A 26,145-nucleotide genomic window follows, 5' to 3' on the forward strand; every position below is an offset into this window, starting at 1 on the left:
GCGGTCGAAGTGGGGCCGGTAACAGAAAAGGCCCCCTGACCCAGAGGATCCTGGACGAGAGGGCCTTGCGTGTAGCGAGGGCGGGACTTGAACCCGCGACCCCACGATTATGAGTCGTGTGCTCTAACCAACTGAGCTACCCCGCCAGAGATCCGGAGCGGCACGCGCACCGGGTCGGAGCCCCGAGTCAGGATTGAACTGACGACCCCCTCCTTACCATGGAGGTGCTCTACCACTGAGCTATCGGGGCGATGTGCCGCGAACGGCACCACACGAGGATAGCAGACCTCCGACGCTGCTCCGGAACCGGACGAGACGCCCGGGCGTGCCGCGTCGTGGGCCGCTAGTTCGCGTTGGTCTTGAGCCACGCCAGCGGGTCCACCGGGACCCCGTCGACGTGCACCTCGAGGTGCAGGTGCGGGCCCGTGGAGTTGCCCGTGCTGCCGACGAGGCCGAGGATGTCGCCGACCTCGACGTGCTGGCCGGTGACGACCTTGAAGGAGTTGTCCTCCATGTGGCCGTAGACGCTGACGAACTGCTTGCCGTCGACGTCGTGCTCGACCCAGACGTCGTTGCCGAAGCCACCGTCGTTCGCCTGCACCTTGATGACGGTACCGGCGGCGATGACGCCGATCGGGGTGCCCTCGCCCGGGGCGAAGTCGACGCCCATGTGGTTCGTCGAGCAGAACGAGCACCCGGCGACCTGGCGTCCGCCGAAGCCCGAGGTGATCGGGACGCCCGTCAGGAACGGCCACTGGATCGTGCCGGTCGGGTCGTTCGTGAAGCTGGAGGAGTCGACGTTCGCGTACTGCGTGGCGTCCGAGACCGTGAACTGGTCGCGCGCGGTCGACCCGTCAGCAGCGGCACCGACCTGCATCGACTGGGTGGCACCCGAGCTGGCACGGGCCGCCGTCGAGCCGGACTCGGGCACCCAGAGCGCCTGGGCCGGCAGCGAGGTCGAGACGACCAGGCCGGCCGCGAAGAGCAGGGCGCCGACCGCGGTCACACGGGAGGCTGACCGGCGGAACGACGCACCACGCTTCGGGGCCGGTGCGCTGGCGGGGGTGCTGGACCGGATGTGGCGGGTCGCCCGGTCGACCGGGGCTTTCGGCGCCGGACGGCTGGTGCGACGACGCGACGCGGGGACCTGCCCGGCGACCCGACGCGGCTGCGACACCGAAGGAGCGGGTGCGGCCGGCTGCGCGTGCACGACGGGCGAGGTGGGGGCCGGCGGCGTCACGATGCGGGAGGCCGGGCGCACGGGCGACGCCGGTGCGAGGTCGATCGGCGACACGGGGGCCGCGGGGGTTCCCGGCGTGGCCGCACCGATCACGTCGTCGAAGCTCGGACCCGTCGAGTCCTGCGCCACGACCGCGCCCTTCGCCGCGGCTCGCTCTGCCTCGATCCGAGCGCGTCGGGTCTGGTGGACGACCGGGGTGGCGGCGTCGACGGAACCGTCGGTGGGAGCGGACGACAGAGGAGTACGGGGCATGCGTGCGGTGGCGATCCTGATCGGAGAAGGGCTCACTCGTTGGTAACGAGCAGGTAACGGGACCTGAGCACGCTAGCAGGAGACGTCGCAGGTCGCCAGTCGTGGCCATGTCCTCCCGGCACCCCCAGACCTGGGGTTCGGCGCGCCCTCAGGCCCGCACGGCTCCGAGTGCACCGGCTTCGAGCCCACGCACCAGGGCCTCGAGTCCGTCGGCGACGGCGGGGCTCGCGAAGAGGAAGGAGCGGGTTCCCCCGGCCTCCCAGATGCGGATCGCCGCGCCGGCCTCCTGCGCGACGAGGGCCCCGCCCGCCATGTCCCACGGGTTGATCCCGCGCTCGTAGTACGCGTCCACCACGCCCGCACCGACCGCGCAGCAGTCGAGCGACGCCGCTCCCCCGCGGCGGATGTCCCGCACCTCGCCGATGAGCCCGGCGAGCACCGCGACCTGCTCGCGGCGACGGTCGGCCGTGTACCCGAACCCGGTGGCCACGAGCGTCTCGGCGAGCGAACCAGGCGTGGCGACGGACAACGGTTCCCCGTCACGGGTCGCACCCTGGCCGACCGCCGCCCGGAAGACGGTGCCCGTCGCCGGCGCCACGACGACGCCCGCGATCGGCTCCCAGGTCATCGGGTCGGGTGCTCCACGGACGACGCCGATGCTCACGCCGTACTCCGCGCTGCCGTACAGGTAGTTGACCGTGCCGTCGATCGGGTCCACCACCCAGGTGATGCCCGAGGCGCCCGATGCCGACCCGGACTCCTCGCCGTGGAAGGCGTCGTCCGGTCGGGCCTCGGCGATGCGGGCGCGGATGAGTGCCTCGACCTCACGGTCGGCGGCCGTGACCACGTCGACGATGCTCGACTTCCGGTCCGCGACCTCGACCCCCTCGGCGCGGCGCCGTGCGGCCAGCGCCGCTGCGTCACGGGCGATCGACTCGGCGAGGTCGGCGAACTGGGACGGGGTGAGGTCGGATGCCATGCACCCATCCTCCCGGAAACACCATCGGCCCCGTCCGCAGTGGACGGGGCCGATCAGATGGTGGCAAGTGAGGGATTCGAACCCCCGAAGGCTACGCCGGCTGATTTACAGTCAGATCCCTTTGGCCGCTTGGGTAACTTGCCATGCGCACCCAGCCGGTGTGATCACCAACCGAAGGCGCGCACAAAAGCATAGCGGATGACTGACGGTGGTCGTGACCACCGCGAGCCGATCCGCGCGACCGGAACCGCGCCTCCTGTCCGCCGTTAGGCTGTTCCGCATGGCAGACAGTTCCTTCGACGTGGTCAGCAAGGTCGACAAGATGGAGGCGGAGAACGCCCTCAACCAGGCGGCCAAGGAGATCGAGCAGCGGTACGACTTCAAGGGCGCCGACGCCTCGGTCGCGTTCAGCGGCGAGGACGTCCTCATCAAGGCGAACTCGGAAGAGCGCGCCAAGGCCGTCCTCGACGTGCTGCAGAGCAAGGCGATCAAGCGGAACATCAGCCTGAAGAGCCTCGACGCTGGCGACCCGTACCCCTCGGGCAAGGAGTACCGCATCGAGGTGAAGTTCAAGAACGGCATCGAGCAGGACGTGGCGAAGAAGATCGGCGCCTTCCTGCGCGCCAACGCCCCGAAGACGGTGAAGAGCCAGATCCAGGGCGACGAGCTCCGCGTGTCGTCGAAGAGCCGTGACGACCTGCAGAACACGATCCAGCTCCTCAAGGGTGAAGAGTTCGACGTCCCGTTGCAGTTCATCAACTTCCGCTGACCAGCGGCCCCTGCGAACGACACCCGACACCGGCACCCCGTGGAGCACTGGCTCAGCGTCGTCATCACCGTCCTGCTGGTCCTGCTGGACCTGGCGATCCGCGTCTTCTCGATCATCTACGTCCCGATCAACCGGAAGCCGCAGACCGCGACGGCGTGGCTGCTCGCGATCTTCCTCATCCCCTACATCGGCTTCATCGTCTTCCTGGTCATCGGGTCGACGAAGCTCCCCCGCGCCCGTCGCGAGAAGCAGACCGAGATCAACGCGTACATCCTCGAGCAGACCGAGGGCATCGAGCGGGTCCGCCGTGACCACCCGTGGCCCGCGTGGCTCGAGAGCGTCACGCGGCTCAACCGCGAACTCGGTGCGATGCCGTTGGTCGGTGGCAACTCCGCGGAGCTCTACCCCGACTCCGAGGAGTCCATCGCCGAGATGACCCGGGCGATCGACCAGTCCCGCCGGTTCGTGCACGTCGAGTTCTACATCGCGACGCTCGACGACACCACGCGCCCGTTCTTCGAAGCGCTCGCGCGGGCGCAGGCACGTGGCGTCACCGTGCGGTTCCTGCTCGACCACTGGGCCAGCCGCGGCTACCCGGGCTACAAGGACACCCTGTCGTTCATGGACCAGGCGGGCATCGAGTGGCACCTGATGCTGCCCCTCCTGCCGCTGCAGGGGAAGTTCCAGCGCCCCGACCTCCGCAACCACCGGAAGATCATGGTGCTCGACGGCTCGGTCGCGTTCACCGGCTCGCAGAACCTGATCGACGCGTCCTACGACATCAAGTCCCACGTCGAGAAGGGCATGGTCTACAAGGACCTGTTCGCCCGGTTCGAGGGACCGGTCGTCGCGGGGCTCAACGCCCTGTTCGTCACGGACTGGTACAGCGAGACCGACGAGCTGCTGCTGCGCGAGAGCGACCCCGTCCAGCGGGCCGACCGCGGCGACGCGCTCGACTGCCAGGTGGTGCCGTCCGGCCCGGGGTTCGACGGCGAGAACAACCTGCGCCTGTTCAACGCACTGCTCTACTCGGCGCAGCAGAAGGTCTCGATCACGTCGCCGTACTTCGTGCCGGACGACTCGATGCTCTACGCCATCACCACGACGGCGCAGCGCGGCGTCGAGGTCGAGCTGTTCGTCGGCGAGATGGGCGACCACGCCATGACGTGGCACGCACAGCGCTCGTACTACGAGGGACTGCTCCGCGCCGGTGTGCGGATCTGGCTGTACCGCGCGCCGACGATCCTGCACGCGAAGCACTTCACCATCGACGACGAGGTGTCGGTGATCGGGTCGAGCAACATGGACATGCGCTCGTTCAGCCTGAACCTCGAGGTCTCCGTGATGGTGCGCGGTCACCGCTTCGTGGACGCCCTGCGCGAGGTGCAGGAAGCGTACAAGGAGCACAGCTTCGAGCTCACGCTCGACGCGTGGGTCGACCGTCCGCGCCGGTCCAAGGTGCTCGACAACGTCGCGCGGCTCACGGCGGCGCTGCAGTAGCCGAGGCTGTCGCACCGTCGCACCGTGCGTCGTCCTCCACCCGGTGCGACCTTGGCCGCACCGTGCGTCGCGACAGCGGGGCACCCGGCGAGCAAGCCCGCGGCGAACGGACAACCGCGCACCGTGCGGGTCGTTCCGGGCCGGTTCAGGATGCCGTGCGCCACGCGTCGCACAACCAACCACGCACGGTGCAGACGGGAGGCCCGGGTCGGCTCCGTCGCGCACCGTGCGTCGTCCTCCACCCGGTGCGACCTTGGCCGCACCGTGCGTCGCGACAGCGGGGCACCCGGCGAGCAAGCCCGCGGCGAACGGAGAACCCTGCACCGTGCGGTGGGCGTTCCGTGGCTCACGGCGGCGCTGCAGTAGCCGTCTGGAGGCCCGGCGCGGGTCCGCCAGGTGCGCTCAGCGCATCGGGACGAGGGACGCCAGGGCCCCGACCACCCGCTCGAGCGGGCCGCGACCGAGGAACCGCCGCCACAGCATCGCGAAGACCACCGAGCCGAGGGCGAACCAACCCCAGGCCTCGGCCGACTCGGGGTACGTCGGCAGCATCGCGATGACCACGAGGTGCCCCGAGTACACCGTCAGCGGCATCGACCCCACGGCCGCCAGGGGGAACGCGATCCGCTCGGCGACGGGCCCGCGGCCGTCGAACACGAGCAGGCAGAGGGCGATCACCGCGACCGCCACCCCGGCCGTCCCCACCACGTCGACGACCGACGACGAGTGGTCGCGCGGGGACAGGAACAGCTGCGCGAGGGCCTGACCGGGGGTCGAGGCCTCGCCCGCGTACGGGACCCCGGGGAACGCCAGGGCCGCGTCGTCGGGCAGCGGGGCGAGGACGGACCCGGCGACGTACGCGGTGGCGGCGACCAGTGCGCCGGACGCCAGGAGCAGGACCTGCCGGCCACGGTCCTCCAGGCCGGCCCGGGCGACCGCGAGCCCCACCAGGACGTACGCCAGGAAGGTGACCACGGGGTAGACCAGGCCGAGCTGGACGCCGATCATGCCGGCGTCCGCGTAGGCCGGCGCGATCGTCAGCGCGGCGAGCGGCGACAGCACCGCGCAGAGCGCGGCGATGCCGAGCAGCGCCGCCGGTCGGACGCGGAGCACCGGAACCACGAGCAGGAACAGCACGCCGTAGGTCGGCAGGATGACGTACACGGGGGTGTCGAGCGCCATCAGGGCGAATCCGATGACGACGACCACGACGGCGCGGATCGCGAGCCGGGCACGGATGCGGCCGATGGTGGGCGGGCCGGGCGGGTCGGTGCGGCCGCTCGTCAGACCGATCGAGACGCCGGCGAGGACCGCGAACAGCGTGGACGGGCGCCCCTGGGCGACGGCGGTCCAGGTGGCCGGGTCGGTCCAGTCGAGCTGCTCCGCGATGCCGCCGATGTGTGCGGCCATCATGCCGAGCAGCGCGACCGCACGGGCCACGTCGACGCCCTGCAGCCGCATCCCCGACGCGGACGCGCCCCGCACCGCTGTGGGCGGGACGGGGCGCGTGTCGGTCATGGTCGTCAGCTCGTCGGGGCGTCGACGCGTCCGAGCGAGACCTCGATCATCTCGTCGCGCGGCACCACCTTGATGCGCTCGCGCCCGTCGACCGCGCCGAGCGCCTGCTCGTGGGTGTCGAGGTGGTGCCAGCCCTCGAGGTCGGTGTACTCGACACCGCGCTCGCGGAGCAGGGCCGGGATCGCCTCGTCGGAAGGGTCCTCCGGGGTCCACCAGCTCGCCTGGTCGTTGACGATGTGCTGCACGGTCTCCATCGCGTCGGACTTCGTGTGCCCGATGAGCCCGACCGGACCGCGCTTGATCCAGCCGGTGGCGTACACCCCGGGGATCTGCTGGTTGTCGTCGTCGAGGACCTGGCCCTCGTGGTTCGGGATGACACCGTGCCGCTCGTCGAACGGCACACCGGGCAGCGGGGAACCGAAGTACCCGACCGCGCGGTAGGCGGCCTGGATCGGGATCTCGCGGATCTCGCCGGTGCCCTCGACGCCGCCCTCGCCGTTCGGACGGGTGCGCTCGTAGCGGATGGCGGTCAGCTTGCCCTGCTCGTCGCCGACGAACTCGATCGGCTTCGCGTAGAAGTGCAGGTGGAGCCGACGGCTGGCCTGGCCGACCTCGCGCGTGCGCCACTGCTCGAGGACACGGTTGATCACCATGACCTGCTTGTTCGTCGCGATCGCGGTCTTCGACGCCTCGTCGTGGTCGAAGTCCTCGTCGTAGACCACCATGTCGACGTCACGGACCTCGCCGAGCTCGCGGAGCTCGAGCGGCGTGAACTTCACCTGCGCCGGACCACGGCGGCCGAAGACGTGCACGTCCGTGACGGGCGATGCCTTGAGGCCCTCGTAGACGTTCGCGGGGATCTCGGTCGGCAGCAGGTCGTCGGCGTGCTTCGCCAGCATGCGCGAGACGTCGAGGGCGACGTTGCCGACGCCGATGACCGCGACGCTCTCGGCGTTCAGCGGCCAGGTGCGCGGGACGTCGGGGTGGCCGTCGAACCAGCTCACGAACTCGGCGGCGCCGTACGAGCCGTCGAGGTCGACACCGGGGATGTCGAGGTCGGCGTCCTTGATCGCACCGGTCGAGAACACCACCGCGTTGTAGTGCTTCTTGAGGTCCTCGAGGGTGATGTCCTCGCCGTAGCGGACGTTGCCGAACAGCCGGACGACCCCGCGGTCGAGGACGTCACGCAGGGCGTTGATGATGCCCTTGATGCGCGGGTGGTCGGGCGCGACGCCGTACCGGACCAGGCCGTAGGGCGCGGGGAGCTGCTCGAACAGGTCGATCGACACGTCGTAGCCGTGCGCCTCGCGCAGCAGGATGTCCGCGGCGTAGATGCCGGCCGGGCCGGCGCCGACGATGGCGAGTCGGAGGGTGGGCACTGATCGTCTCCAGTTCGTTCGGGTGGGGGTTCCCGGGGGCCTCCCGACCGGGCCGCCGTGGGCGTGCGCCGTCGGGAGGGGTGTTCAGCGGCTTCGGTCGACGACGGAGTCCGCGAAGCGGGTGAGTGCCCGTTTCACGGTGCCGTCGGGGAGCGGGGCGAGGGCGGCGACGGCTTCGCGGGCCCAGGCGACGGCGACGGCTCGGGTCGCCGCGGTGGCCTCGTGCTCGCGGAGCGCGGCGACGGCCGACTGGTACGGCGCGGAGTCGACCACGTCGTCGGGCGCACCGTTGACGTCGCGCTCGATGCGCTCGACCAGGTGCTGCGCGGAGGGGTCGGTCGCGGCCATCCGGCGCAGCTGCAGGACCGGCAGGGTGTCGACACCAGCGCGCAGGTCGTTGCCGGCGATCTTGCCGGTCTTGTCCGTCGCGGGGGCGAGGTCGATGACGTCGTCGACGAGCTGGAAGGCCACGCCGACCTTCTCGCCGAAGGTGCCGACGGCGTCCAGGTAGGCGCGGTCGGCACCGGAGAACATCACGCCGGCGCGGGCGGCGGTGGCGATGAGCGAGCCGGTCTTGTCGCTGAGCACCTGGATGTAGTGCTCGAGCGGGTCGTCGTCCGGCTGCGGCCCCGTGGTCTCGTGCAGCTGCCCCATGCAGAGGCGCTGGAAGGTCTCGGCCTGCATCCGGATGCCCTCGGTGCCGAGGTCGGCGGTGATCAGGCTGGCGCGGGCGAAGAGCAGGTCGCCGGTGAGGATCGCCACGTTGTTGCCGTAGGTGATCTGCGCGGCGGGGACCCCGCGGCGCACGGGCGCCTCGTCCATGACGTCGTCGTGGTACAGCGACGCCAGGTGCGTGGTCTCGATGCTCACCGCGGCCTTGACCACGGCGTCGGTCACGCCGTCACCGAGCTGGGCGATGAGGAGCGTCAGGGTCGGACGGATGCGCTTGCCACCGGCGGACAGCAGGTACCGGCTGGTGGTGTCGGCGAGGGTGTCGGTGGAGCGCATGGCGTCCTCGAGCCCCTGCTCGACGAGCTCGAGCCCGTCGTCGACCGCGGAGATGAAGCGTCGGTCGGCAGGCGTGGCGAACAACCGCTCGCCGATGCCCAGCGATGCGCGCAGGCTCGGCGCGCGACGTGCGACCGGGACGCTCGGATTCAAGTGCTGCTCCGTCTTCGGGGGTGGTGACCGGTCAGTCGGCGGCCGGGTCGACGCGCGGCTGCTCGCCGGTGTTCTGGTGGTCACGGCGGGCCTTCGCACGCCGTGCCGCGGACTCGCGCACCGTGTCGGCGACGGGCTTGCGGCCACGGTGCAGTGCGACGATACCGGCCGTCAGGTTGCGGTAGGCGACCACCGAGAAGCCGACACCGCGGAGCCACTGGGTGAGCACCTGCTGGTCGGGCCACGCGTCGATCGACTCGGCGAGGTAGCGGTAGGCGGCCGGGTTGCTGCTCGAGAGCCGCGCGATGCCCGGGAGCACGCGCTTCAGGTAGGTGCCGTAGCCGAGGCGCAGCAGGGCACGGGGCGGCGTCGAGAACTCACAGATGACGACGCGGCCACCGGGCTTCAGGACGCGCAGCATCTCGGCGAGCGCCTGCTTCGGGTCGTTCACGTTGCGCAGCCCGAACGAGATCGTGACGGCGTCGAACGTGTCGTCGTCGAAGGGCAGCTGCTCGGCGTCGCCCTCGACGAAGGTGATCTCGGGGTGGCGTTCACGGCCGACGGCGATCATGCCGGCGGACAGGTCGAGCGCGGTGACCTCGGCGCCCTTCTTGGCGAAGGCCGCTGCACTGGTCCCAGTGCCCGCGGCGATGTCGAGGACCTTCTCGCCGGGCTGCGGGTCGACCGCGCGGACCGTCGCGACACGCCACAGCGGGGCGTTGCCCGCCGACAGGATGTCGTTCGTGAGGTCGTACTTGGCCGCGACGTCGTCGAACATCGCCGCCACCTCGTCCGGGCGCTTGTTCAGGTCCGCTCTGCTCACACGGTCAATCCTAGAGGTCCCGACCGAGCGTTCACCGGACTCGCAGCCACCCGGGCGGTGCGGGATCGGCGCGTAGCATCGGAGCCGTGACCCGAACCACCACGGCGGCGCCCCCGCTGACGGTCTCGACCCGGATCCTCGACGACCCGGGCGCCGTCCTCCGCCACACGCTCCGCGACCGTCCCCTCGCCTTCGTCCGGAACGGCGACGGCATCGTCGGCATCGGTGAGGCGCTCCGGTTCACGTTCACCGGCCCGAACCGGATGCGGGACGCCGCGGCCCTCTGGCGCAGCATCGTCGAGACCGCCGTCGTCGACGACCCGGTGCAGCTGCGCGGTTCGGGGCTCGTCGCGTTCGGGTCGTTCGCCTTCGCCGACGACTCCGCCGACGAGAGCGTGCTCATCGTGCCCCGGGTGGTCCTCGGTCGGCGGCGCGGCAAGGCCTGGCTGACCGCGATCGACACCACGCTCGGCGCGGAGCCCCTGGCCTTCACCCGGACCTCGGTCCCGGTCCCCCACGTCGGGCCGCACGTCTCCGTGGCGCTGCGTCCGGGGCACATCGACGAGGACACCTACGCCGCCAACGTGACCGAGGCGGTCCGCCGCATCGTGGCCGGGAGCGCCCGCAAGGTGGTGCTCGCCCGCGACCTCGTCGGCACGCTGCCGCCCGGAGCCGACCGACGGGCAGTCCTGCTCGACCTCGCGGCCGCCTACCCGCAGTGCGTGACCTTCGCGGTGGACGGACTGGTCGGCGCCACCCCCGAGACCCTCGCCCGCACCGACGGCACGCGGTTGACCGCTCGGGTGCTCGCCGGCAGCGCCGCCCGGGGCACCGACGAGGTGTCCGACCGGGCCGCCGCCGAGGCCCTGGCCAGCAGCGCCAAGGACGTCGAGGAGCACACCTTCGCGATCGACAGCCTGCTCGCGGCCCTCGCACCGCTCGCGACGGACCTGCGCGCCGACGCCGAACCGTTCCGGCTGCAGCTGCCGAACCTGTGGCACCTGGCGACCGACGTGCAGGCCACGCTGCCGCCCGACACCACGTCGCTGGACGTCGCCGACGCCCTGCACCCGACGGCCGCGGTCGCCGGGACCCCGACGGACGTGGCCGTGCGGCTCGTCGCCGAGCTCGAGGGCGTCGACCGCGGCCGCTACGCCGGGCCGGTCGGCTGGATGAGCGCGACGGGCGACGGCGAGTGGATGCTCGCGCTCCGCAGCGCCCGGATCGACGACGACGGCACCGTGCGGGCCTGGGCGGGGGCCGGGATCGTCGCCGGTTCGGAGCCGGCGCGCGAGGTCGCCGAGACGGCCCTGAAGTTCCGGCCGATCACCGACGCGCTGGCCTGAGGCAGGCGCGCGACCCACGCGGCCGCGCGATCCACGCGGTCGCGGGATCCACGCGGTCGCGGGATCCACGCGGTCGCGCGACCCTCGTGGCCGCGCGGTCCCGACAGCCGCTGGCCGGTCAATCGGCCAGCGGAACCTCGATCACGACCCGCTCGGCCGGGTCGGTGAGCACCCGCTCCAGGTCACCCCACGTCGCCGCCCGGCGGTACTCCCACCCGAGGCCCGTGACGACCCGTTCGACGTCGACGTGCTGCGGGGTCGACATCATCCGCCGCATGTCGGCTTCGGGCGTGGTCTTCGCCACCTCGAGCCCGCGGAAGATCGCGCCGCCGTGGTCGTTGCCGACGACGACCTGCACCCGGTGGGTGCGTTCCTCGGTGCCGGTGACGAACGCACCGAGGTCGTGCAGCAGGGTCAGGTCGCCGAGGAGCACGCGTGTGGTGCCCACGGAGGCCGAGGACTGCTCGAGCGCCGCGGCGATGCCGAGGGCGGTCGAGACGGTGCCGTCGATGCCGGCGAGCCCGCGGTTCGCGTGCACCCGGATCTTCTTGCCGAGCACCCGGGCGTCGGCTTCACGGATGAGCTGCGACGCCCCGAGGACGAGCCGGTCGTGCGGCCAGGTCACCCCCCAGACGGCCTCGGCGAGCATGGCCCGGTCGACGGGTCGGCGACGGAGCGCGACCTCGTCACGCAGGAACTTGTTCCGCTCGGCACGGTCGGCGGAGCGCTTGGCGTCGAGGTCCGGGCCGGCGTCGCCGTCCCCCAGGATCCGCCGGCTGGCGCCGACCCAGCGGCCGACCCACGCGCGGTGGTCCGGCCGGGTCCGGCCCGTCACGCGGACGTCGGACACGAAGGTGGTCGCGGCGTCCGGTCGGGAGGCACAGGCCGGGTCGAAGGGGTCGGCCGCGGGTCCGCGGACGACGATCGTCTCGACCCCGTCGCGCTGCAGGAGCGCGGGGACCTCTCTGCTGAGGGTCGGGTGGCCGAGCACGACGGCGCGGCGGACGGCGCCGCCGTGGTCGGCGTCGCGCAGGAGTTCGCGGTAGGCGACGACCAGGTTGCGGCCGAAGCGCGCGCCGCTCGAGACCTCGGCGAGGAGCGGCGCCCCGAGTTCCCAGGCGATCCGCTCGGCGTCCTCGCCGGCATCGTGCCCGGCGATGACGACGGTGCCCGGTTCGTCGTCCGGGGTGAGTTCGGCGACCGGCAGACCCGCGTGCGCCCGGCGGGTGGCGAACGCCAGGTCGACCTCGTCCTCGGGCACGGGGCTGACGTGCTCCGGGGCGAGTCCGGCGGACAGCGGCTCGCGGAACGCGACGTTGAGCTGCGCGGGACCGGGCTGTCCGGTGTGCCCGGCTGCGGCGGCGACGGCCTGTCGGGCGAGGGTGCGCAGGGTGTCGCGGACCGAGGCGTCGACGCCGTGCGCCGACGGGGCCTCGACGTCGCGGACGAAGGCGACGGCCTGGCCGAAGATCCCCGGTTGGACGGTGGTCTGGTTGCTGCCGATGCCGCGCAGTTCGTCGGGACGGTCGGCACTCAGCACGATCATCGGCACGCCGGAGTGGTGCGCCTCGAGCACGGCGGGGTGCAGGTTCGCCACCGCGGTGCCCGACGTCGTCACCACCGCTGCCGGTCGGTGCGTCTCGACCGCGAGCCCGAGTGCGAAGAACCCGGCGGTCCGTTCGTCCAACCGCACGTGCACGGTCAGCCCACCGGCGCGCTCCAGGGCGACCGCCGCGAGTGCGAGCGCCTGGGACCGCGAACCGGGGCTCACCACGACGTCGGTGACGCCGGCACGCACGAGTTCCTGCAGGAGGGCGAGCGCGGTGTCCGTCGCCGGGCTGCCCGAACCGGCGGGGCCGTCAGCGATCGGTGCGGCCGTCGTCGTCGCGCTCGTGGAACTGGTCTTCGAGGTCTCGGAGGGTCGCGTCGTCCTGGTCCTTGTCCGTGAGGGTGGTGCCCGGCTCCGGCGTGGTGCCGAGGAAGTCCGGGTCGTCTTCGGGTCCACGGTACCGGGCCGACGCACCGGGGTCGGCCGCCGGGGTGCGACCCAGCAGGAACCAGAGGACGCCGCCCAGGACGGGCAGGATGATCACGAGCAGGAGCCACACGCCACGACGCAGGGAACGGACGCGCTGACGCGGCATCGTGCCGCAGTCGATGGCCGCGTACACCGTGAAGGCGACGGCGGCCACGGCGACGATCAACCACAAGCGGACCATACGGTGAAGTCTAGGTCGCGACCCTGTGATGCCCCTGCCGGTCGGCGCTCCGTAGACTCACCGTGTGAAAGCGTGGCTCCTGTACACCCTGGCTCGGCTCGGCATCTTCGTGGTGGCGCTCGTGCTCCTCCTGCTCCTGACGCCGATGCCGTGGTACTGGGCGACGATCGTGGCCGCCCTGGTGGGCCTGCTCATCTCGTACATCGCGCTGTCCGGACTGCGCACACAGGTGGCCCTGAGCCTGGCGAACCGCCGCGGTACCCCGGAGCGCGACGCGGACTCGGACTTCGAGGACGACTTCGTCGACGCCGCCGACTCCGACGCCGCGGCCACCCCGACCGTCCGTCCGGTGTCCGACGCCGACCGGCACGAGGCGCGCCGGGACACCGACGCCGACTGATCCGACGGAGCCGGGGCGGGCCCGTCCGGTCGAGCAGCCGGAACGGCTACGGCTGGATGGCCAGGGTGATCCCGAGCACCACGCCGAAGGCGAGCGAGGCGAACGACGACAGCTGCAGGGCCGTGATGAGCTCGCGGGGCTTCCGTGACGACACACCGATCGCCAGCGCCGGCAGCGCCAGCAGCAGCGAGAAGTACGTGAAGCCGGTGCGGAAGTACAGCAGCACGAACCAGAGCAGCACGACGTACGGCAGCATCAGGAACAGGCCGTACAGGACGCGGGCCACCGGACGGCCGACGACCACGGCGAGCGTGCGTTTGCCCGCCAGCTGGTCCTCGTCGATGTCGCGGATGTTGTTCACCATCAGGACCGCGCAGGCGAAGAACCCGGCGGCCACCGCGGCTGCCCAGCCGCTGACCGTGACCTCGCGGATCTGCACGAACTGGGTGCCGAGCACGGCGACCAGCCCGAAGAAGACGAAGACGAAGACCTCGCCCAGGGCGTTGTACCCGTACGGCTTCTTGCCGCCCGTGTAGAACCAGGCGGCGACGATGGCGGCGGCCCCCACGAGCAGCAGCCACCACAGCTGGGTGAGCAGCACGATGACCAGGCCGGCGACCGCGGCCAGGCCGAAGAACGTCAGGGCGACGGTGAGCACGGTCCGGGGCTTGGCCAGACCGGCTCCGGTGAGTCGTGCCGGGCCGACGCGGTACTCGTCGGTGCCGCGGACCCCGTCGGAGTAGTCGTTGCTGTAGTTCACACCGATCTGCAGGAACAGCGCCACGGCCAGGGCGAGCAGCGCGACGGCGAGGTGGCCGTCCTTCGCCAGGTAGTCGCCGAAGTCGCCGGGCTCCCCGCTGTCGACGAACGCGACGGCGGTGCCGAGCACGACCGGGACGACACCGAGGGTCAGGGTGCGCAGGCGTGCGCCGCCGATCCAGTCGCGCGCGGTCGCCTTCCGCTTGGTGCGGGCGGGGGCAGCGGCCTTCGCCGGGTTGCCGGACCGGCCCTGCTTCTGCGTCGAGTTCTTCGTTCGTGCCACGAGCACCGATCATATTGCCGATGCGCCGCCCGGCCGCTCGCGGTCCCTACGGGCGGCCCGGCTCCACGAGCGCCTGCACGGCCCGACGGTCGGGTTTGCCCGACGACAGCATCGGGATGCGGTCCAGCACGACGACGTCCGCCGGCCGGGCGGCTCGGCCCAGGGTGGCTCCGACGTGCGCACGCACGGCGTCGAGGTCGAGCGGCTGCTCGGTGACGACGACCGGGACCTCGCCCCACTCCCCTGCCGAGCGCCGGGCGACGACAGCGGTCTCCTGCCCGGGGAGCCCGCGGACGAGCCGTTCGACCGCACCGAGCTGGACCTTCTCGCCGCCGGAGATCACCACGTCGTCGAGGCGTCCGAGCACGCGGACCACGCCGTCGGACAGGGACGCCGTGTCCCCGGTCCGGTACCAGCGCAGCCCGTCCCGTTCGACGAAGGCCGACGCCGTGCGGGCATCGTCGTCGAGGTACCCCTCGGCGAGCATCGGCCCCGCCAGCTGCAGCTCGCCGTCGACCAGCGCCGTGCGCACCGTGCCGAACGGGACGCCGTCGTACACGCATCCGCCGCTCGTCTCGCTCGCACCGTACGTCGTCACGACCCGGACCCCGGCGTCGAGCGCACGCTGCCGGAGCGGCGCCGGGGTGGCCTGCCCGCCGACCAGGACCGCGTCGAACCGGGCGAGCGCACGGGTGGCGTCCGGGTCGTCGAGGACCCGGGCGAGCTGCACCGGCACCAGCGAGGTGTAGCGACGCGGCGCGGCCGGACCGGTGACGAGCCGTTCGGCCGCCTCGGTGAACGCGGCGGCCGCGAAGTGCCCGGGCGGCACGACGACGGGTTCGGTGCCCGCGGTGATCGAGCGGGTCAGGACGTTGATGCCGGCGATGTAGTGCGTCGGCAGCGCGAGCACCCAGCGCCCGGGCCCACCGAGTGCCGCGTCCGCCGCGGCAGCACCGGCGAGGAGCGCCTCGGACGAGAGCGCCACGCGCTTGCCGGTGCCGGTGGACCCGCTCGTCTCGACCACCAGGGCGACCGCCTGCCGGACCTCGGCCGGAGGTGGCGTCGGCAGGGCCGGTGCCCCCTCGGCGACGGGGAGCAGTGCGGGGCCGCCGGCGAGTGCTGCCTCCAGGCCGCGCAGCACGGCCGTCGGGTCCGACGTACCGGTCGCGACCAGCGGACGGGGCATCAGTAGTGCCAGGGGAACGCGGTCCACTCGGGAGCGCGCTTCTCGAGGAACGAGTCGCGGCCCTCGACGGCCTCGTCGGTGCCGTAGGCCAACCGCGTCGCCTCGCCCGCGAACACCTGCTGGCCGACCATGCCGTCGTCCACGGCGTTGAACGCGTACTTGAGCATTCGGATCGCCGTCGGCGACTTGCCGAGCACGATCTCGCCCCAGCGGATCGCCTCGTGCTCCAGGTCGGCGTGCGGTACGACGGCGTTCACCGCACCCATCTCGTACGCGCGCTGGGCGGAGTACTCCTGGGCGAGGAAGAAGACCTCGCGGGCGAACTTCTGCCCGATCTGCTTGGCGTAGTAGGCACTGCCGTAGCCGCCGTCGAACGAGCCGACGTCGGCATCGGTCTGCTTGAACTTCCCGTGCTCGGCGCTCGCGATGGTGAGGTCGCAGATCGCGTGCAGGGAGTGCCCACCGCCCGCGGCCCAGCCGGGGACGACCGCGATGACGACCTTGGGCATCATCCGGATCAGCCGCTGGACCTCGAGGATGTGCAGCCGCCCCATCGATGCCTGGGCGGCCGCGGGGTCCACACCCTCGGGCGGGGCGCCCTCGTCGCCGACGTACTGGTAGCCGCTCCGCCCCCGGATGCGCTGGTCGCCGCCGGAGCAGAACGCCCACCCGCCGTCCTTCGGGCTCGGGCCGTTGCCGGTGAGCAGCACGACACCGACACGGGGGTCCTGCCGGGCGTCGTCGAGGGCGCGGTAGAGCTCGTCGACCGTGCGCGGGCGGAAGGCGTTGCGGACCTCGGGACGGTCGAAGGCGACCCGGACGATGCCCTTGGAGACGTGCTTGTGGTACGTGATGTCGGTGAACTGCTCCGCGATCGGAGCGGTGGTCCAGACGTCGGGGTCGAACAGGTCGGAGACGGGAGCAGCCATGCTCCCAACGTACCGCCGGGCGTCTGGCGGGTCAGGCGCCCATGTCGGTCAGGATCTCCGGCGCGACGAACACCATGATCACGATGAGGATCACGGGGTTCGCGAAGAACGCCAGGACGACCCCGACAGCGCCGTACCAGCGTCCGAACGAGCCGACGGCGGCGACGAACCCGAGCACGGCGGCGACGAGCGTCAGGAACACGACGACGAAGCAGATCCCGAAGGCGAAGTTCGTGTCACCGCCCATGAACACGGCGAAGGCGCTGGCGTCCACAGCGGCGGACACCACGGCCAGGCCGAGGGCGATCTTGCCGACGACGGGGTTGCGGCGCTTCGTGCCACCGGTCTGCCGGACGTCGACGGTGTTGCGCTGCATGAGGCGGGCGAAGTCGTCGGAGTCGCGCCCGGGAGCCGCCGCGGATCGAGCGCCCGCTGCCGGGCGGGTCGCCGCCGAGGGTCGGGCTGCAGCTGCCGGACGAGTCGACGCCGGGCGTGCTGCTCCGGCGCTCGACGGGTCGGACGGGCGCTGCGATGCACGCTGCTGTGCTGCGCGCTGCCGCGGATCCACCGCCACCGAGCCTCCCTCGTTCCGGGTCGTTCCCCTCGCCGACCGAGGCCGACCGATGCATGCTAGTGCCCTGCCCTGGCGGTCCCCTCCGAGGAACCGGCAGGCCCCCTGGGTGCGGTGGGAGGATGGCGGACGTGCTCCCCGACCTCGCCGACCTCCTCGCCGACGCCCACGTGGTGGCCCTGCCGATGCGCGTGCGGTTCCGCGGCATCATTACGCGCGAGGCCGTCGTGCTGCGCGGACCCGCCGGCTGGACCGAGTTCTCGCCGTTCGTCGAGTACGACGACGCCGAGGCCGCCGCCTGGCTGCGCGCCACCGTCGACTTCGGGTGGACCGACCACGAACCCGCCGCCGACTCGGTGCCGGTCAACGCCACCGTCCCGGCGATCGCCGCCGACGACGTCGCCGACCTGCTCGCTCGGTACCCCGGCTGCACGACGGCCAAGGTCAAGGTCGCCGAACCCGGCACGACCGTCGACGACGACGTCGCCCGGGTCGCCGCCGTCCGCCGGGTGATGGGTCCCGAGGCCGCGGTCCGGGTCGACGCCAACGGGCTGTGGGGCGTCGAGCAGGCCACCGCGGCGCTGGAGCGGCTCGCACCGTTCGACCTGCAGTACGCCGAGCAGCCCTGCGCGACGGTGCCCGAGCTCGCGGAGCTCCGGTCGCGGATCGCCGGCCTCGGGGTCCGGGTCGCCGCGGACGAGAGCGTCCGGAAGGCGAGCGACCCCCTCGCCGTCGCCCGGGCCGGTGCCGCCGACGTCCTGGTCGTGAAGGCCCAGCCGCTCGGGGGGATCACCGCGGCCCGTGCCGTCATCGCCGACGCCGGGCTGCCGTGCGTCGTCTCGAGCGCGCTCGACACCTCGGCCGGGCTCGGGATGGGAGCGTTCCTGGCCGCCGCGGCGATGACGCCCGGGTACGCCGCCGGGCTCGGGACGGCGGCCATGTTCGCCGGGGACGTCACGACCGATCCGCTGCTGCCGGTCGGCGGTCGGGTGCCGGTGCGCCGCGTCGACGTCGCGCCGGAGCTGGTGGAGCGGTACGCCGCGTCGCCGGAGCGCACGGCGTGGTGGCGCGAGCGGGTGACGCGCGTGCACGCCGTGCTCGCCGCAGCCGGGTAGCGCGACCGCCGCTCGGTCGGGTGCGTCGAGGGTGCACGACACGCCACTCGCGTTCGCCGAGGTCTCCCGTTCCGTCGTTCGGACGGCCCCGGAACGACGGTTCGTGCGACCACGCCGCTCCGCACACGGCATGTCGTGACCGCTGGCGGTGTCCGCCGGACCGGTCGCGGCTCTCGACGCACCCCGGACGACGGACGGGAGGCACGGTGCCAGCTGGCACCGTGCCTCCCGTCCGGTCGTGGTCGCGACCAGGGCCGCGTCAGCGACCCGCGTGACTCACAGACCCGAGTAGCTGTGCAGGCCCTTGAAGAAGACGTTCACGACCGAGAAGTTGAACATCACCGCAGCGAAGCCGATGAGGGCCAGCCAGGACGACCGCGCACCGCGCCAGCCGCGGGTCGCACGGGCGTGGATGTAGCCCGCGTAGACGACCCAGATGATGAAGGTCCAGACCTCTTTCGTGTCCCAGCCCCAGTAGCGGCCCCAGGCGCGCTCGGCCCAGATCGCACCGGCGATGAGCGTGAACGTCCAGAGGACGAAGCCGACGAGGAGGACGCGGTAGGTCAGGACCTCGAGCCGGTCGGCGTCGGGCAGCGTCGCCATGAAGCGGAGCTTGCCGGAGGCCGTGCGGCCCTGGCGGTACGTCTGCACGAGCTGCGCCACCGCGAGCCCCGCGCCGAGCGCGAAGAACCCGGTGCCGGCGATCGCCACGAACACGTGGATGACCAGCCAGTACGACTGCAGGGCCGGCTGCAGCGGGACGACGGGGACCCAGTAGTTCACGGTCGCGATGCCGAGCAGGATGATCGTCAGGCCGGTGATGAAGACACCGAGGAACTTCAGGTTCTGCCAGAACTGCACGAGCAGGAAGATCAGGGTGATCAGCGCCGTGCCGGTCAGCGAGAACTCGAACATGTTGCCCCACGGCACACGGTCGGCCGCGATGCCGCGGAGGACGACCGAGGCGACGTGCAGGACGAGCGCGAGGATCGTCATCGCCATGCCGACGCGCTCGAACTTCGTGCCGCGGCCGGCCGAACCGCCCGACGGCGGTGCGGCGACCTGCTCGAGCACGACGGTGCCGCCGCGGACGGTCGCGACCGTCTTCGCTCCGGGTGCTGCCGCAGCGCTGGCCGCATCGGCCGAGCTGTCGTCGGCGCCCGCGTTCTTCGCGGCGGCCGTGACGTCGCCGGAGCGTTTGGCCATGTCGAGGGCGAACGAGATGAACGCGACCACGTACACCGCCATCGCGGAGTACGTGAGCACGACCGAGTAGGTCGCGAGGTTCGTGGTCATGTCGTTCACTGGGGCATCCTAACTCCGAGGTCCGACGTGTGGCGCTGTGCGATGTCCGCGACGGCCCGTTCGAGGTTCGGGTCCTCGCCGCGTGCGAGTCCGGCGTACTCGAGGTCGTACTCGCCGCCCGCCGTGTCCGTGCGCGGGACGACCTTCACCCAGACGCGACGGCGCGGGACGAACAGCGAGGTGAGCAGGCCGAGGGTGGAGAGCAGGGCGAACCCGCCCACCCAAAGCTGCGAGGGGTCGTGGTGCACGTCGAGGGAGACGTACCGCTTGACGCCGTCGAACGTGATCGACCCGGCGCCTTCCGGCAGCTTCTTCGTCTGGCCGGGCTTCAGCGCGATGCTCGCGGTGTCCGACTGCCGACCGGCGATCTGGTCGAGCCCCTTGGTGCTGAGCGTGTACACGCTCTGCGGCACGCCACTGTCGAGCCCGAGGTCACCCGTGTAGACCTGCAGCGTCAGCAGCGGGTTCTGGGTGTCCGGGTAGGCACTCGAGTAGGCGCCGCTCGCGAGCTTCGACGCGGTGGGGTAGAAGAACCCGACCATGCCGAGCTGGTCCGGCTTCGCGTCCGGCACCTTGATGACGCCGGTGGAGGTGTAGTTCGCGTCCTCCGGCAGGAACGGCACGACATCCTTGAAGGCCACGTTGCCGTCGCCGTCGCGCACCGTGACCTGCATCGCGTAGCCGTTGCCGAGCAGGTAGACGTTGGTGCCGCCGACGTGCAGCGGATCGTTCACGCCGAGGCGGCTCGTCTTCGGCGCGCCGCCCTTCTCGGTGCTCGTGACCGTGGCCGAGTAGTCGAGCGCCTGCCCGAGGGCGTCGAGGTTGCGCTCCTCGTACTTCGTCACGAACTTGTCGAGCCGGAGGTTGTAGCCCTTGAGGTCGGTCTGCTGGAACCAGCGACCGGGGTTGAACGAGTCGTACGAGCCGAGCACGTTCGAGAACGTCTGGCCCTCGACCAGCAGGCGCTGACCGGTGAAGCCGAAGCCACCGCCGACCCCGACCGCCAGGAGCACCCCGACCAGGGCGGCGTGGAACACCAGGTTGCCGGTCTCGCGCAGGTAGCCGCGCTCCGCGCTCACCGAGTCGCCGAACCGCTCGACGCGGTACCCGGACCGCTTCAGGATCGCCATCGCGCGCGTCACCGCGTGCTCGGCGGACGGGAGGCCCGTGGTCGCGTCGATCCCGGTCGTCCCGTCGATCATCGCGTCCGGCTGCACCGCCACCTTGCGGAAGCCCGCCAGTCGCGTCAGGCGCGCGGGGGTCTTCGGCGGACGGGTCCGCAGTGCCTGCCAGTGGTGCTTCGTGCGGGGCACGATGCAGCCGATGAGCGAGATGAAGAGCAGCAGGTAGATCGCGGAGAACCACACCGAGGTGTAGGTGTCGAAGACCTGCAGCTTGTCGAGCACCGGGTAGAGCTGCGGGTGGTCCGCCTTGTACTGCACGACGCCGTTCGGGTCGGCGGTGCGCTGCGGGACGAGGGAGCCCGGGATGGCCGCGAGGGCGAGCAGCATGAGCAGGAACAGCGCCGTGCGCATGCTCGTCAGCTGCCGCCAGAAGAAGCGGAGGTACCCGACGAAGCCGAGCTTCGGCTGGTTGATGCCACCGTCGGTGGGGCCGGAGCCGTCGACGTGGTCGGACGGTCGCTGCGGGTCGGAGGCGCTGTCGGCCCCGTCGCCTGCGCCCGTCGGGATGTGCTCGTTCAGGTCAGACCGCGGGGACAAAGCTCTGGATCACCGCCCCGACGCTCGACATGACGGCCGACCAGATACCGGTGACCATGAGCAGACCGATGACGATCAGGATCGCTCCTCCGATGATGTTGACGGTGCGCATGTGACGCTTCACCGCCGCGATGGCCCCCGTGGCCCAGCCGGCGCCGAGGGCGACGAGGACGAACGGGATGCCGAGCCCGAGGCAGTACGCCACCCCGAGCCACATGCCCTGCCAGGCGCTGCCCGACTGGACACTGAGCAGGTTGATGGCCGCCAGGGTCGGGCCGAGGCACGGGGTCCAGCCGAGGCCGAACACGATGCCGAGCAGGGGGGCGCCGAGGAGCCCGGTGGCCGGGGTCCAGCCGGGCTTGATGGTGCGCTGCAGGAACGTGAACCGACCGACGAACACCAGGCCCATGGCGATCACGACGACCCCGAGGATCTGCGTGATGAGGTCGCGCCACCGCACGAGCCAGAAGCCGAGCGCGCCGAACACCGTCGTGTACGCCACGAACACCGCGGTGAACCCGGCGATGAACAGCAGCACGCCGAGCACCACACGACCCCGACGCTGCCCGCCCTCGGCGACACCGCCGACGTACCCGAGGTACCCCGGCACGAGCGGCAGCACGCACGGGGACAGGAACGACACGAGCCCGGCGAGCGCCGCCACGGGCAGCGCCACGGCCATCTGGCCGCTCAGGATCGCGTCGGCGAAGGGGTTGGAGGTCACGGGTCAGGAGGCCTTGCCGGCGTCGAGCTCGTCGCTGACCAGGGTCTGCAGGATGCTCGTGCCGTCGATCGCGCCGAGGACCCGGGCGGCCACGCGGCCCTTCGTGTCGAGGACGATCGTGGCCGGCACCGCGTTCGGTGCGATCTGCCCGGACATCGCGAGCTGCATCGTGCCCGTGCGCTGGTCGAGGACCGTCGGGTACTGCACGTCGAAGGTGCGCTCGAAGGCGGCCGCGGTCGCTGCTTCGTCGCGGACGTTGACACCGATGAACGCGACGTCGTCGGCGTCGGCGTACTCGTCGTGCACCTTGTTGAGGTACTTCGCCTCGGCACGGCAGGGCGGGCAGCTGGCGTACCAGAAGTTCAGGACGACGACCTTGCCGCGGAGGTCCTTCGACGAGACGGTGTCTCCGTTCGAGTCCTCGGCCCGGAAGGTGACCGGGTCGGTGCGGTCCTTCGCGGAGACCTCGGTCACGGCGCCGTCACCGGAGATGTAGTTCTGGGTCGTGCCGTTGCCGTACTGCTTCGCGATGCCGCCGCTGTCCGACGAGCAGCCGGACAGGACGAGGACTGCGGCGACGGCCGTCGCTGCGAGGACCGCGAACCGCTTGCTGATGACGCGCACACTGCTCGTGCTGTTCACACTGCTCCTTCGTCGACGGCGGTCGCGCGCAGTTCCTGCGCGGGGTCCGCGTACCCGACCTCGGTGAACCGACCGGTCGACGTGGCGGGCACACGTTCGACGGTGGTGATGCTCGACAGGTCGCAGCGGCGCTTGCGCGGGTCGTGCCACAGGGGCTCCCCCGCGAGCTTCCGGTGGACCATCCAGATCGGCAGCTGGTGGCTGACCAAGACGACGTCGCCCTCGTCCACGCTCTCCCACGCCGTGGCCATCGCCGCGAGCATGCGGTTGGCGATCGACTCGTACGCCTCGCCCCAGCTGGGACGCAGCGGGTTCGCGATCCACGGCCACTCCGCCGGGCGGCCGAGCGAGCGCTTCGTGAACCCGGGGGGCTGCCCCTCGTAGCGGTTCGTCGGTTCGATCAGGCGCTCGTCGAGCGTCACGTCGAGCCCGTAGACGGTCGACCAGGGTGCGGCGGACTCCTGCGTGCGCTGCAGCGGGGACGCGACGATCCGACGCACGTCGACGCCGGCGTCCTTCCAGGCGGTCGCGGAGGCCTGCGCCATCCGCGTGCCGAGGTCACTCAGCCCGAAGCCCGGGAGCCGGCCGTAGAGGACGCGGCCCGGGTTGTGCACCTCTCCGTGCCGGACGAGGTGGAGACGGGTCGCGGGCATGGGTTCCAGTGTAGGTCGCCCGCGGTTCCCACCGCCCCCTCAGGTGATTCACCGGATGCGGAAGCACTCAGCCGCCGAGCTCACCGGAGAGCCGCCCGTGCAGCGCGATCGACCCCGTGTCGAGGTTCACCACCTCGACGGTCGACCCGTGCTTCGCGAACCGCTGTTCGACCCCGTCGAGCGCCGCGACCGTGGACGCGTCGAACACGTGGGCGTCGGCCAGGTCGATGATCACGTGCTCCGGGTCCTCGGCGTAGGAGAACCGTGTGACGAGGTCGTTCGACGAGGCGAAGAACAGCGCACCGCGGACCCGGTACCGCACGGTGCGGTCGTCGACCGGCTCGCGCACCACGGTCACCACGTGCGCTACCCGTCGGGCGAAGACCAGGGCCGCCACGACCACACCGACGAGCACGCCGGTCGCGAGGTTCTCGGTCACGACGACCACCACGACGGTGACGAGCATGACCGCGGTCTCGCCGAGCGGCATCCGTCGGAGGGTGCGCGGTCGGATGCTGTGCCAGTCGAAGGTCGCGACGCAGACCATGAGCATGACCGCCGTCAGTGCCGCCATCGGGATCTGGGCCACGAGGTCGTGGAGCACGATCGTCAGGACGAGCACCGAGACGCCGGCCGCGAAGGTCGAGACGCGCGTCCGGGCACCCGCGGTCTTCACGTTGATCACCGTCTGGCCGATCATCGCGCAGCCGCCGGTGCCACCGAAGAAGGCGGACGCGATGTTCGCGACGCCCTGGCCCCACGACTCGCGCCACTTGCTCGAACCCGTCTCGGTGATGGAGTCGACGAGCTGCGCGGTGAGCAGGGTCTCGATCAGCCCGACGATCGCGACACCGAACGCGTACGGAGCGATGATCTGCAGCGTCTCGAAGGTGAACGGCGTCGTGATCCCGCCGAAGCCCGGGAGCGCCGTCGGCAGTTCGCCCTCGTCCCCCACCGTCGGCACGGCGACGCTGAACACCATCGTGATGCCGGTGACGACGACGACCGCGATGAGCGGTGCGGGGATCGCCTTCGTCAGGAACGGGAAGCCGACGATGATCGCGATGCCGAGCGCCGTCAGCGGCCAGACGATGAACGGCACGTCGTCGCCGAGCAGGTTCGGCAGCTGGGCGGTGAAGATGAGGATGGCCAGGGCGTTCACGAACGCGACGTTGACGCTGCGCGGGATGAAGCGCATCAGCCGTGCCACCCCGAGGAACCCGAGCACGAGCTGGAACACGCCGCCCAGGACGATCGCGGGCACCAGGTACTCGATCCCGTGCTCCCGGACGAGCGGGGCGATGACGAGCGCCACCGAGCCGGCTGCGGCGGAGATCATCGCGGGGCGACCACCGACGATCGAGATCACGATCGCGATGACGACGCTCGAGAACAGGCCGACCGCGGGATCGACCCCGGCGACGACGGAGAACGAGATGGCCTCGGGGATGAGCGCCAGTGCGGTGACGATGCCGGCCAGGACCTCTCGGGTGAGCATGCGGGGCGAGCGGAGGGCGGCGAGGACGCTCGGGGCCGTCGGCGCGTGTGTGATCACGGACATCGATCGGAACTCTACCCTCACGTGAGGGTAGAGTCGTACGCCGTGAGCACCAGCGACGTCCCCGACACGATGCACATCGGCGAGCTCGCCGACCGCGCCGACATGTCCCTGCGCACGATCCGGCACTACGACGAGGTCGGGCTGCTCGTGCCGAGCGGCCGCACCAACGGCGGGTTCCGGGTCTACACGGCGCAGGACCTCGAACGGTTGCTCGTGATCCGCCGGATGAAGCCGCTCGGGTTCACGCTCGACGAGATGGCCGAGCTGCTCCGCGTGGTCGACGCCCTCGCGACGAAGGACCCCGAGGACGAACCGGCACTGGCCGCCCACCTCGACGCGTACCTCGAGGACGCCCGTGCCCGGCACGCCAAGCTCGTCGAGCGGGCCGGCATGGCCGAGGAGTTCATCGGCACGCTCGGATCACTCCGCGCGTCGCTCCCCTGAGCCCTCGAGCACGCCAGCCGCGATGAGGCGACTCCGTTCCCGCTTCGCCTCGGCCATCTCCTCCATCATCTCCCGCAGCCGATCGTGTTCGGCGATCACCCGACGTGCTCGCCATGGCCGGAACCAGTGCCGTTTGCGCACATTCGCCTTCCACTCCTCGTCCCGCCGCACGAACAAGGCCTTCACCGGGTCCCGTTGCGTCACGTCTGCTCCTCTTCCGTCACCAGTTCCAGCACGAGCTTGCCGATGACCTCGTCGGCCTCGCGAAGAACCTGCATGTTGTACATCGCTCCTGCGACGAGTCTCCCGATCTCGACACGACCCACGTCCGCGTCTGTGACGTGGTCGACCACCCAGACGAATCGTGACCAAGCCCGGTCGCGCTGTTCACGCGCGACGTCCCGCCGCCACCGGATGACCGCCCACAGCCCACCGACGACCGCCACGAGCAGCGTGAACGCCGCCGTGCAGAGCGCAGCCACCACCACCGCGACCGCCGCAGGCGGCCAGGTCGCGAGCTCCCCCATCCCCGTCCCCACCCGGTCCCCCTCTCGTCCCGCGACCCGGCCACGTCGAGAACGCTACGGAGTCCACGCACGCCGCCACGGGCCTCCCGGCCATCGGTGGAGAACATCGGACGCAGGCGGCCCTGTGGAGGGAAGAACC

The 26,145-nt window shown here is 71.5% G+C and carries 26 protein-coding genes and 3 tRNA genes; 6 read left to right on the forward strand and 23 right to left on the reverse strand.

What is annotated here, in order from left to right:
- Window positions 1-72: 72 nt before the first annotated feature.
- The 5 genes from HP445_RS09200 to HP445_RS09220 all read right to left on the reverse strand — a co-directional run bounded on the left by HP445_RS09200 (window position 73) and on the right by HP445_RS09220 (window position 2,614).
- Window positions 73-146, reverse strand: a tRNA-Met gene (locus HP445_RS09200).
- 32 nt (window positions 147-178) lie between these two features.
- Window positions 179-250: transfer RNA gene (locus HP445_RS09205), tRNA-Thr, on the reverse strand.
- 93 nt (window positions 251-343) lie between these two features.
- The gene (locus tag HP445_RS09210) at window positions 344-1,492 is read right to left on the reverse strand and encodes a M23 family metallopeptidase (RefSeq protein ID WP_128780987.1); all 1,149 of its coding nucleotides are present in this window, start codon (window positions 1,490-1,492) and stop codon (window positions 344-346) included.
- 148 nt (window positions 1,493-1,640) lie between these two features.
- On the reverse strand, window positions 1,641-2,471 hold the full coding sequence (locus tag HP445_RS09215; protein WP_128780986.1) for an inositol monophosphatase family protein: 831 nt from the start codon (window positions 2,469-2,471) through the stop codon (window positions 1,641-1,643).
- A gap of 58 nt (window positions 2,472-2,529) precedes the next feature.
- Window positions 2,530-2,614: transfer RNA gene (locus HP445_RS09220), tRNA-Tyr, on the reverse strand.
- Window positions 2,615-2,751: 137 nt separating this feature from the next.
- Between HP445_RS09220 and HP445_RS09225 the strand changes: the two genes are divergently transcribed.
- Both HP445_RS09225 and cls read left to right on the forward strand, forming a co-directional pair.
- Window positions 2,752-3,240: a YajQ family cyclic di-GMP-binding protein gene (locus tag HP445_RS09225; RefSeq protein WP_017888627.1), complete on the forward strand. Its 489-nt coding sequence runs from the start codon at window positions 2,752-2,754 to the stop codon at window positions 3,238-3,240.
- 39 nt (window positions 3,241-3,279) lie between these two features.
- Complete coding sequence (gene cls, locus HP445_RS09230) at window positions 3,280-4,740, forward strand: cardiolipin synthase (protein WP_128780985.1); 1,461 nt, start codon at window positions 3,280-3,282, stop codon at window positions 4,738-4,740.
- Window positions 4,741-5,142: 402 nt separating this feature from the next.
- Here the strand turns inward: cls and HP445_RS09235 are convergent, their stop codons facing one another.
- The 4 genes from HP445_RS09235 to HP445_RS09250 all read right to left on the reverse strand — a co-directional run bounded on the left by HP445_RS09235 (window position 5,143) and on the right by HP445_RS09250 (window position 9,621).
- Window positions 5,143-6,258 (reverse strand): heparan-alpha-glucosaminide N-acetyltransferase domain-containing protein, encoded by a 1,116-nt coding sequence (locus tag HP445_RS09235; protein ID WP_128780984.1) that lies wholly within the window; start codon window positions 6,256-6,258, stop codon window positions 5,143-5,145.
- Between the two features lie 5 nt (window positions 6,259-6,263).
- Complete coding sequence (locus tag HP445_RS09240) at window positions 6,264-7,637, reverse strand: FAD-dependent oxidoreductase (protein ID WP_128780983.1); 1,374 nt, start codon at window positions 7,635-7,637, stop codon at window positions 6,264-6,266.
- Between the two features lie 84 nt (window positions 7,638-7,721).
- A complete protein-coding gene (locus HP445_RS09245; protein WP_027466355.1) occupies window positions 7,722-8,798 on the reverse strand; it encodes a polyprenyl synthetase family protein in 1,077 nt (358 codons plus the stop codon).
- A 31-nt stretch (window positions 8,799-8,829) separates the two neighbouring features.
- Window positions 8,830-9,621, reverse strand: a complete 792-nt coding sequence (locus HP445_RS09250) for a demethylmenaquinone methyltransferase (protein ID WP_111029382.1) — start codon at window positions 9,619-9,621, stop codon at window positions 8,830-8,832.
- An 86-nt stretch (window positions 9,622-9,707) separates the two neighbouring features.
- Here HP445_RS09250 and HP445_RS09255 point away from each other — a divergent pair, with 86 nt between their 5' ends.
- Window positions 9,708-10,967 carry an isochorismate synthase gene (locus HP445_RS09255; RefSeq protein ID WP_128780982.1) on the forward strand — a complete coding sequence of 420 codons (1,260 nt, stop codon included), beginning with the start codon at window positions 9,708-9,710 and terminating at the stop codon, window positions 10,965-10,967.
- A gap of 118 nt (window positions 10,968-11,085) precedes the next feature.
- Here HP445_RS09255 and menD read toward each other — a convergent pair whose 3' ends face one another.
- Together menD and HP445_RS09265 are read right to left on the reverse strand one after the other, a co-directional pair.
- Window positions 11,086-12,834, reverse strand: a complete 1,749-nt coding sequence (menD, locus tag HP445_RS09260; RefSeq protein ID WP_128781094.1) for a 2-succinyl-5-enolpyruvyl-6-hydroxy-3-cyclohexene-1-carboxylic-acid synthase — start codon at window positions 12,832-12,834, stop codon at window positions 11,086-11,088.
- On the reverse strand, window positions 12,827-13,186 hold the full coding sequence (locus HP445_RS09265; protein ID WP_071406307.1) for a PLDc N-terminal domain-containing protein: 360 nt from the start codon (window positions 13,184-13,186) through the stop codon (window positions 12,827-12,829). Before HP445_RS09265 ends, menD begins: the two co-directional genes overlap by 8 nt.
- Before the next feature lie 64 nt (window positions 13,187-13,250).
- On the opposite strand from HP445_RS09265, the gene HP445_RS09270 reads away from it, so the two are divergent.
- On the forward strand, window positions 13,251-13,586 hold the full coding sequence (locus tag HP445_RS09270) for a DUF4229 domain-containing protein (protein WP_111032003.1): 336 nt from the start codon (window positions 13,251-13,253) through the stop codon (window positions 13,584-13,586).
- Window positions 13,587-13,632: 46 nt separating this feature from the next.
- Here HP445_RS09270 and HP445_RS09275 read toward each other — a convergent pair whose 3' ends face one another.
- Genes HP445_RS09275 through HP445_RS09290 form a run of 4 tightly spaced genes read right to left on the reverse strand, consistent with a single transcriptional unit; the run spans window position 13,633 to window position 17,317 of the window.
- Window positions 13,633-14,634: a 1,4-dihydroxy-2-naphthoate polyprenyltransferase gene (locus tag HP445_RS09275; protein WP_111032004.1), complete on the reverse strand. Its 1,002-nt coding sequence runs from the start codon at window positions 14,632-14,634 to the stop codon at window positions 13,633-13,635.
- 40 nt (window positions 14,635-14,674) lie between these two features.
- Window positions 14,675-15,814, reverse strand: coding sequence for an AMP-binding protein (locus tag HP445_RS09280; protein WP_128780981.1), 1,140 nt, complete (start codon window positions 15,812-15,814; stop codon window positions 14,675-14,677).
- Window positions 15,814-16,743, reverse strand: coding sequence for a 1,4-dihydroxy-2-naphthoyl-CoA synthase (locus tag HP445_RS09285; protein ID WP_128780980.1), 930 nt, complete (start codon window positions 16,741-16,743; stop codon window positions 15,814-15,816). Before HP445_RS09285 ends, HP445_RS09280 begins: the two co-directional genes overlap by 1 nt.
- A 31-nt stretch (window positions 16,744-16,774) precedes the next feature.
- Window positions 16,775-17,317: a hypothetical protein gene (locus tag HP445_RS09290; RefSeq protein WP_128780979.1), complete on the reverse strand. Its 543-nt coding sequence runs from the start codon at window positions 17,315-17,317 to the stop codon at window positions 16,775-16,777.
- 119 nt (window positions 17,318-17,436) lie between these two features.
- On the opposite strand from HP445_RS09290, the gene HP445_RS09295 reads away from it, so the two are divergent.
- On the forward strand, window positions 17,437-18,429 hold the full coding sequence (locus tag HP445_RS09295; RefSeq protein WP_128780978.1) for an o-succinylbenzoate synthase: 993 nt from the start codon (window positions 17,437-17,439) through the stop codon (window positions 18,427-18,429).
- Window positions 18,430-18,705: 276 nt separating this feature from the next.
- On the opposite strand, the gene ccsB is transcribed toward HP445_RS09295, so the two are convergent.
- The 6 genes from ccsB to HP445_RS09325 all read right to left on the reverse strand — a co-directional run bounded on the left by ccsB (window position 18,706) and on the right by HP445_RS09325 (window position 25,035).
- Window positions 18,706-19,725 (reverse strand): c-type cytochrome biogenesis protein CcsB, encoded by a 1,020-nt coding sequence (gene ccsB, locus HP445_RS09300; protein WP_110863489.1) that lies wholly within the window; start codon window positions 19,723-19,725, stop codon window positions 18,706-18,708.
- Window positions 19,726-19,730: 5 nt separating this feature from the next.
- A complete protein-coding gene (gene resB, locus HP445_RS09305; RefSeq protein ID WP_241660437.1) occupies window positions 19,731-21,455 on the reverse strand; it encodes a cytochrome c biogenesis protein ResB in 1,725 nt (574 codons plus the stop codon).
- Window positions 21,439-22,137, reverse strand: coding sequence for a cytochrome c biogenesis CcdA family protein (locus HP445_RS09310; RefSeq protein ID WP_111092751.1), 699 nt, complete (start codon window positions 22,135-22,137; stop codon window positions 21,439-21,441). The genes resB and HP445_RS09310 overlap by 17 nt, the downstream gene beginning before the upstream one ends.
- Window positions 22,138-22,182: 45 nt before the next feature.
- Window positions 22,183-22,821: a TlpA family protein disulfide reductase gene (locus tag HP445_RS09315; RefSeq protein ID WP_181242981.1), complete on the reverse strand. Its 639-nt coding sequence runs from the start codon at window positions 22,819-22,821 to the stop codon at window positions 22,183-22,185.
- The gene (locus HP445_RS09320; protein ID WP_128780977.1) at window positions 22,818-23,474 is read right to left on the reverse strand and encodes a histidine phosphatase family protein; all 657 of its coding nucleotides are present in this window, start codon (window positions 23,472-23,474) and stop codon (window positions 22,818-22,820) included. The genes HP445_RS09315 and HP445_RS09320 overlap by 4 nt, the downstream gene beginning before the upstream one ends.
- 67 nt (window positions 23,475-23,541) lie before the next feature.
- Window positions 23,542-25,035 (reverse strand): SulP family inorganic anion transporter, encoded by a 1,494-nt coding sequence (locus HP445_RS09325; protein ID WP_111029374.1) that lies wholly within the window; start codon window positions 25,033-25,035, stop codon window positions 23,542-23,544.
- Window positions 25,036-25,077: 42 nt separating this feature from the next.
- On the opposite strand from HP445_RS09325, the gene HP445_RS09330 reads away from it, so the two are divergent.
- Window positions 25,078-25,479, forward strand: a complete 402-nt coding sequence (locus HP445_RS09330) for a MerR family transcriptional regulator (RefSeq protein ID WP_372496363.1) — start codon at window positions 25,078-25,080, stop codon at window positions 25,477-25,479.
- Here the strand turns inward: HP445_RS09330 and HP445_RS09335 are convergent.
- Both HP445_RS09335 and HP445_RS09340 read right to left on the reverse strand, forming a co-directional pair.
- A complete protein-coding gene (locus HP445_RS09335) occupies window positions 25,456-25,683 on the reverse strand; it encodes a hypothetical protein (RefSeq protein WP_128780976.1) in 228 nt (75 codons plus the stop codon). The genes HP445_RS09330 and HP445_RS09335 overlap by 24 nt on opposite strands.
- Window positions 25,680-26,006, reverse strand: a complete 327-nt coding sequence (locus HP445_RS09340; protein ID WP_128780975.1) for a hypothetical protein — start codon at window positions 26,004-26,006, stop codon at window positions 25,680-25,682. The genes HP445_RS09335 and HP445_RS09340 overlap by 4 nt, the downstream gene beginning before the upstream one ends.
- Window positions 26,007-26,145: the final 139 nt, after the last annotated feature.

This window comes from Curtobacterium flaccumfaciens, assembly GCF_013359815.1.
Taxonomy (GTDB): Bacteria; Actinomycetota; Actinomycetes; order Actinomycetales; family Microbacteriaceae; genus Curtobacterium; species Curtobacterium flaccumfaciens.

Bases quoted from the DNA above. Each gene is read 5' to 3' on its own strand.
- HP445_RS09210 (WP_128780987.1), bottom strand. From the start codon at position 1,492: ATGCCCCGTACTCCTCTGTCGTCCGCTCCCACCGACGGTTCCGTCGAC.
- HP445_RS09215 (WP_128780986.1), bottom strand. From the start codon at position 2,471: ATGGCATCCGACCTCACCCCGTCCCAGTTCGCCGACCTCGCCGAGTCG.
- HP445_RS09225 (WP_017888627.1), top strand. From the start codon at position 2,752: ATGGCAGACAGTTCCTTCGACGTGGTCAGCAAGGTCGACAAGATGGAG.
- HP445_RS09235 (WP_128780984.1), bottom strand. From the start codon at position 6,258: ATGACCGACACGCGCCCCGTCCCGCCCACAGCGGTGCGGGGCGCGTCC.
- HP445_RS09265 (WP_071406307.1), bottom strand. From the start codon at position 13,186: ATGGTCCGCTTGTGGTTGATCGTCGCCGTGGCCGCCGTCGCCTTCACG.
- HP445_RS09280 (WP_128780981.1), bottom strand. From the start codon at position 15,814: ATGCCCCGTCCGCTGGTCGCGACCGGTACGTCGGACCCGACGGCCGTG.
- HP445_RS09285 (WP_128780980.1), bottom strand. From the start codon at position 16,743: ATGGCTGCTCCCGTCTCCGACCTGTTCGACCCCGACGTCTGGACCACC.
- HP445_RS09295 (WP_128780978.1), top strand. From the start codon at position 17,437: ATGGCGGACGTGCTCCCCGACCTCGCCGACCTCCTCGCCGACGCCCAC.
- ccsB (WP_110863489.1), bottom strand. From the start codon at position 19,725: ATGACCACGAACCTCGCGACCTACTCGGTCGTGCTCACGTACTCCGCG.
- HP445_RS09310 (WP_111092751.1), bottom strand. From the start codon at position 22,137: ATGGCCGTGGCGCTGCCCGTGGCGGCGCTCGCCGGGCTCGTGTCGTTC.
- HP445_RS09320 (WP_128780977.1), bottom strand. From the start codon at position 23,474: ATGCCCGCGACCCGTCTCCACCTCGTCCGGCACGGAGAGGTGCACAAC.
- HP445_RS09325 (WP_111029374.1), bottom strand. From the start codon at position 25,035: ATGTCCGTGATCACACACGCGCCGACGGCCCCGAGCGTCCTCGCCGCC.
- HP445_RS09340 (WP_128780975.1), bottom strand. From the start codon at position 26,006: ATGGGGGAGCTCGCGACCTGGCCGCCTGCGGCGGTCGCGGTGGTGGTG.